Source organism: Paratractidigestivibacter sp. (genome assembly GCF_052362415.1).
In the GTDB taxonomy this organism is placed as follows: domain Bacteria; phylum Actinomycetota; class Coriobacteriia; order Coriobacteriales; family Atopobiaceae; genus Paratractidigestivibacter.
The window spans coordinates 4,901-9,246 of the sequence record NZ_DAWEMK010000037.1 but is presented as its reverse complement, the minus strand read 5'-3'; the positions used below and the strand labels follow the sequence as shown (position 1 = coordinate 9,246).

Annotated in this window: 3 protein-coding genes; all 3 read left to right on the top strand. The window is 63.5% G+C overall.

What is annotated here, in order from left to right:
• On the top strand, positions 1–590 hold a 590-nt coding region (locus ACT84W_RS05285; RefSeq protein ID WP_444328451.1), incomplete at its 5' end, for a PTS sugar transporter subunit IIA.
• Between the two features lie 206 nt (positions 591–796).
• Positions 797–3,418, top strand: a complete 2,622-nt coding sequence (gene adhE / locus ACT84W_RS05280) for a bifunctional acetaldehyde-CoA/alcohol dehydrogenase (protein ID WP_432290493.1) — start codon at positions 797–799, stop codon at positions 3,416–3,418.
• 118 nt (positions 3,419–3,536) lie between these two features.
• Positions 3,537–4,310: a phosphotransferase family protein gene (locus tag ACT84W_RS05275; protein ID WP_444328450.1), complete on the top strand. Its 774-nt coding sequence runs from the start codon at positions 3,537–3,539 to the stop codon at positions 4,308–4,310.
• Positions 4,311–4,346: the final 36 nt, after the last annotated feature.

Sequence of the window (4,346 nt, the reverse complement as noted above, 5' to 3'; positions counted from 1 at the left end):
GCGCCCGCAAGAGCGCCCCGCAGGCTCAGATCGTCGAGATCGACAACTTCCTGGACGACCCCGCCCTCGACGTCCTCTACGAGTCCCTCAACTCTATGAAGAACTCCGCCGTCCCCGCCGGCAACGCCCCGAGCGCCAAGCTCGCCCCCGCCGCCGACCCGGACAAGCCCAAGCTCTCCATCAGCGCCGCCGACATCCAACTCGGCTGCAAGAGCGTGGGCCGCGAGCAGGCCATCCGCGACTCCGGCGCGCTGCTCGTCAAGCGCGGCTACGTCAAGGACCCCTACGTCGACGCCATGGTCGAGCGCGACAAGCTCACGAGCGTCTACATCGGCATGGGCATCGCGATCCCGCACGGCACCAACGAGGCCAAGGACGCCGTCGAGAACACCGGTTTCGTCCTGCAGCAGTACCCTGACGGCGTTGACTTCGACGGCGAGAAGGCTCAGCTCGTCTTCGGTATCGCCGGCAAGGGCGAGGAGCACCTCGAGATCCTGGCGAACATCTGCCGCATCCTCGAGGACGAGGAGATCCTCGAGAAGCTCAAGACCACCGACGACCTTGATTGGGCCTTGAGCGTGCTCTCCTAGCTTTACCCGTGGTTTTCGCAGGTAGTCGGCTCGATTTGTGCTCCAGCACCAAATCTTGGGCCCAGCCTTGTGCTGACTGGGCCTAGCCCCGGCCCTTGCGTATAATCAAAAATGGCGAATTTGGGATTTTCGCCGCACTGCCCGTCCCATCGTCTTCTGTCGACCGTCGGGATTCCCCCGACGGCCAAAGGAAAAATGGAGGAAGCATGGCAAAGAAGACTGTTACCGTCATCGACAGCGTCGAGGCGCTGCAGGAGCGCTTGAAGCAGATGCGCGCCGCGCAGGCCGAGTACGCCAAGTTCACCCAGGAGCAGGTGGACAAGATCTTCTACGAGGCCGCCATGGCCGCGAACAAGGCCCGTATCCCCCTGGCCAAGATGGCCGTGGAGGAGACCGGCATGGGCGTCGTCGAGGACAAGGTCATCAAGAACCACTACGCCGCCGAGTACATTTACAACAAGTACAAGGACATGAAGACCTGCGGCGTCGTTGAGGACGACCCGGCGTTCGGCTACAAGAAGGTCGCCGAGCCCATGGGCATCGTGGCCGCCGTCATCCCGACCACCAACCCCACCTCGACCGCTATCTTCAAGTGCCTCATCGCGCTGAAGACCCGCAACGCCATCCTGATCTCGCCGCACCCGCGCGCCAAGGCCTGCACCGCCGAGGCCGCCCGCATCGTGCGCGAGGCCGCCGAGGCCGCAGGCGCCCCCAAGGGCATCATCGACTGGATCGCCACGCCGTCCCTCGAGCTCACCAACGAGCTCATGCGCGATGCCGACATCATCCTGGCCACCGGTGGCCCGGGCATGGTCAACGCCGCGTACTCCTCCGGCACCCCGGCTCTGGGCGTCGGCCCCGGCAACACCCCGGTCATCATCGACTCGACCGCGGACATCAAGCTCGCCGTCAACTCGATCATCCACTCCAAGACCTTCGACAACGGCATGATCTGCGCCTCCGAGCAGTCCGTGACCGTCCTCGCCGACATCTACGACGCGGTCAAGGCCGAGTTCAAGGCCCGCGGCTGCTACTTCCTGAAGGGCGAGGAGCTCGACAAGGTCCGCTCCACCGTCATCATCAACGGCTCCGTCAACGCCAAGATCGTCGGCCAGTCCGCCTACACGATCGCCAAGATCGCCGGCGTCGAGGTCCCGAAGTCGACCAAGATCCTGATCGGCGAGGCCACCTCCGTCGAGCCCTCCGAGGCCATGGCGCACGAGAAGCTCTCGCCGGTCCTCGGCATGTACAAGGCCAAGACCTTCGACGAGGCCCTCGCCAAGGCCGAGCGCCTGGTCGCTGACGGCGGCTACGGCCACACCTCCTCCCTCTACGTCGACGTCAACGAGAAGGAGAAGATCGAGAAGCACTACGAGGCCATGAAGACCTGCCGTGTGCTGATCAACACCCCGTCCTCCCAGGGCGGCATCGGCGACCTCTACAACTTCAAGATGGCGCCCTCCCTCACGCTCGGCTGCGGCTCTTGGGGCGGCAACTCCGTCTCGGGCAACGTCGGCCCGCAGCACCTCCTCAACTACAAGTCCGTCGCGGAGAGGCGTGAGAACATGCTTTGGTTCCGTACCCCGGAGAAGATCTTCTTCAAGAAGGGCTGCATGCCCGTCGCCCTGCGCGAGCTCGGCGAGGTCTACGGCAAGAAGCGCGCCTTCATCGTCACCGATTCCTTCCTCTACACCTCCGGCTTCACCAAGAAGATCGAGAAGTCGCTCGACGAGCAGGGCATCGTCCACACCTCCTTCTGGTCCATCTCGCCTGACCCGAAGCTGCAGGACTGCCTGAAGGGCCTCGAGCAGCTCCGCGCCTTCAACCCCGACTGCATCATCGCCATCGGCGGCGGCTCCGCGATGGACGCCGGCAAGATCATGTGGTCCATGTACGAGAACCCCGAGGAGAAGTTCGAGGATATGTCCATGGACTTCATGGACATCCGTAAGCGCGTCTACACCTTCCCCAAGATGGGCAAGAAGGCGTTCTTCGTCGCCATCCCGACGTCCTCCGGCACCGGTTCCGAGGTCACCCCGTTCTCCATCATCACCGATGCGAACACCGGTACCAAGTGGCCCATCACGGACTACGAGCTCATGCCGAACATGGCCATCGTCGACACCGACAACATGATGACCCAGCCCAAGGGCCTGACCTCCGCCTCCGGCGTCGATGTCCTGACCCACTGCCTCGAGGCCTACGCCTCCGTCATGGCCTCCGACTACACCGACGGCCTGGCGCTGCGCGGCATGAAGCTTGTCTTCGAGTACCTGCCCCGCGCCTATGACAACCCCAACGACGTCGAGGCCCGCGACCACATGGCCAACGCCTCCTGCCTGGGCGGCCTCGCCTTCGCTAACGCCTTCCTGGGCGTCAACCACTCCATGGCCCACAAGCTCGGCGCTTACCACCATATCCCGCACGGCTGGGCCAACGCCGTCATCCTCACCCGCGTCCTTCGCTACAACGCGGCTGAGCGCCCGGCGAAGATGGGCACCTTCCCGCAGTACGATCACCCGAAGACCCTGCACCGCTACGCCGAGGCCGCCCGCTTCTGCGGCGTCACCGGCACCGACGACAAGGACGTCTTCGAGAAGTTCCTCGTCAAGATCCAGGAGCTCTTCGATCACGTGGGCGTCAAGCACACCATCGCCGAGTTCGGCGTCGACGAGCAGTACTTCCTCGACACCCTCGACGAGATGTCCGAGAACGCCTTCAACGACCAGTGCACCGGCGCCAACCCGCGCTACCCGCTGATCTCCGAGATCAAGAGCCTCTACCTCGACGCCTACTACGGCCGCGAGCCCAGCTCCTACGAGGACTAGTACCGCTCATGGCCAGGGGCAGGCCGCTTGCCCGCCCCTGGCCTTGTTTCCAGCACTGCGTTCTTAGAATGTTTCATAGCACGTTCGGCATGGCATCAATGCAAGGAGGCAGTATCAAATGGAACTCTCCGACAAGAAGATTGTGCTCGTCGAGCGCAACGAGAAGGTCGTGTACCAGGACGGTAACCGCATCGTCAAGGCCTTCAAGCCCTCCAAGGCGGCTTCCGACGTCTTCAACGAGGCCGTGAACCTTGCCCGCGTCGCCGAGGCCGGCGTCCGCGTCCCCAAGGTCCTCGAGGTCTCCCAGACCGCCGACGGCGGCTGGGCGCTCTCGACCGAGTACGTCCCCGGCACCACGCTTCGCAAGAAGATGGACGAGGCCAAGAGCGACGCCGAGATGCGCGCCCTCATCGAGAAGTTCGTTGAGCTTCAGGTCGAGGTCCAGGACACCAAGGCCCCGATCCTCCTGAACTCCCAGCGCGCCAAGTTCAAGCAGATGATCGACAAGGACAAGGACATCGACCCGACCGCTCGCTACGAGCTCGAGATGCGCGCCGACCGCATGTCCGGCCACAAGTTCATCTGCCACGGCGACTTCAACCCCTCCAACGTCATCCTCGGCGATGATGGCCAGACCTACGTCTGCGACTGGGCTCACGTCACCCGCGGCCTTCCCGAGGCCGATGCGGCGATGACCTACATCCTCTTCAAGATGTATCACGCCAAGCAGGCCGAGCTTTACCTCGATCTGTACTCCGAGAAGGCGGATATGCCCAAGCAGAAGATCATGTATTGGGTGCCCGTCGTCGCTGCGGCCGAGCTCGCTCGTGGCCGCAAGGACAGCGAGGAGATGCTCAAGAGCTTCGTCGAGGCGACGAACGACTACGAGTAGGCTTCTTAACTAGCGTTACCATTTACGGGTCGGGCA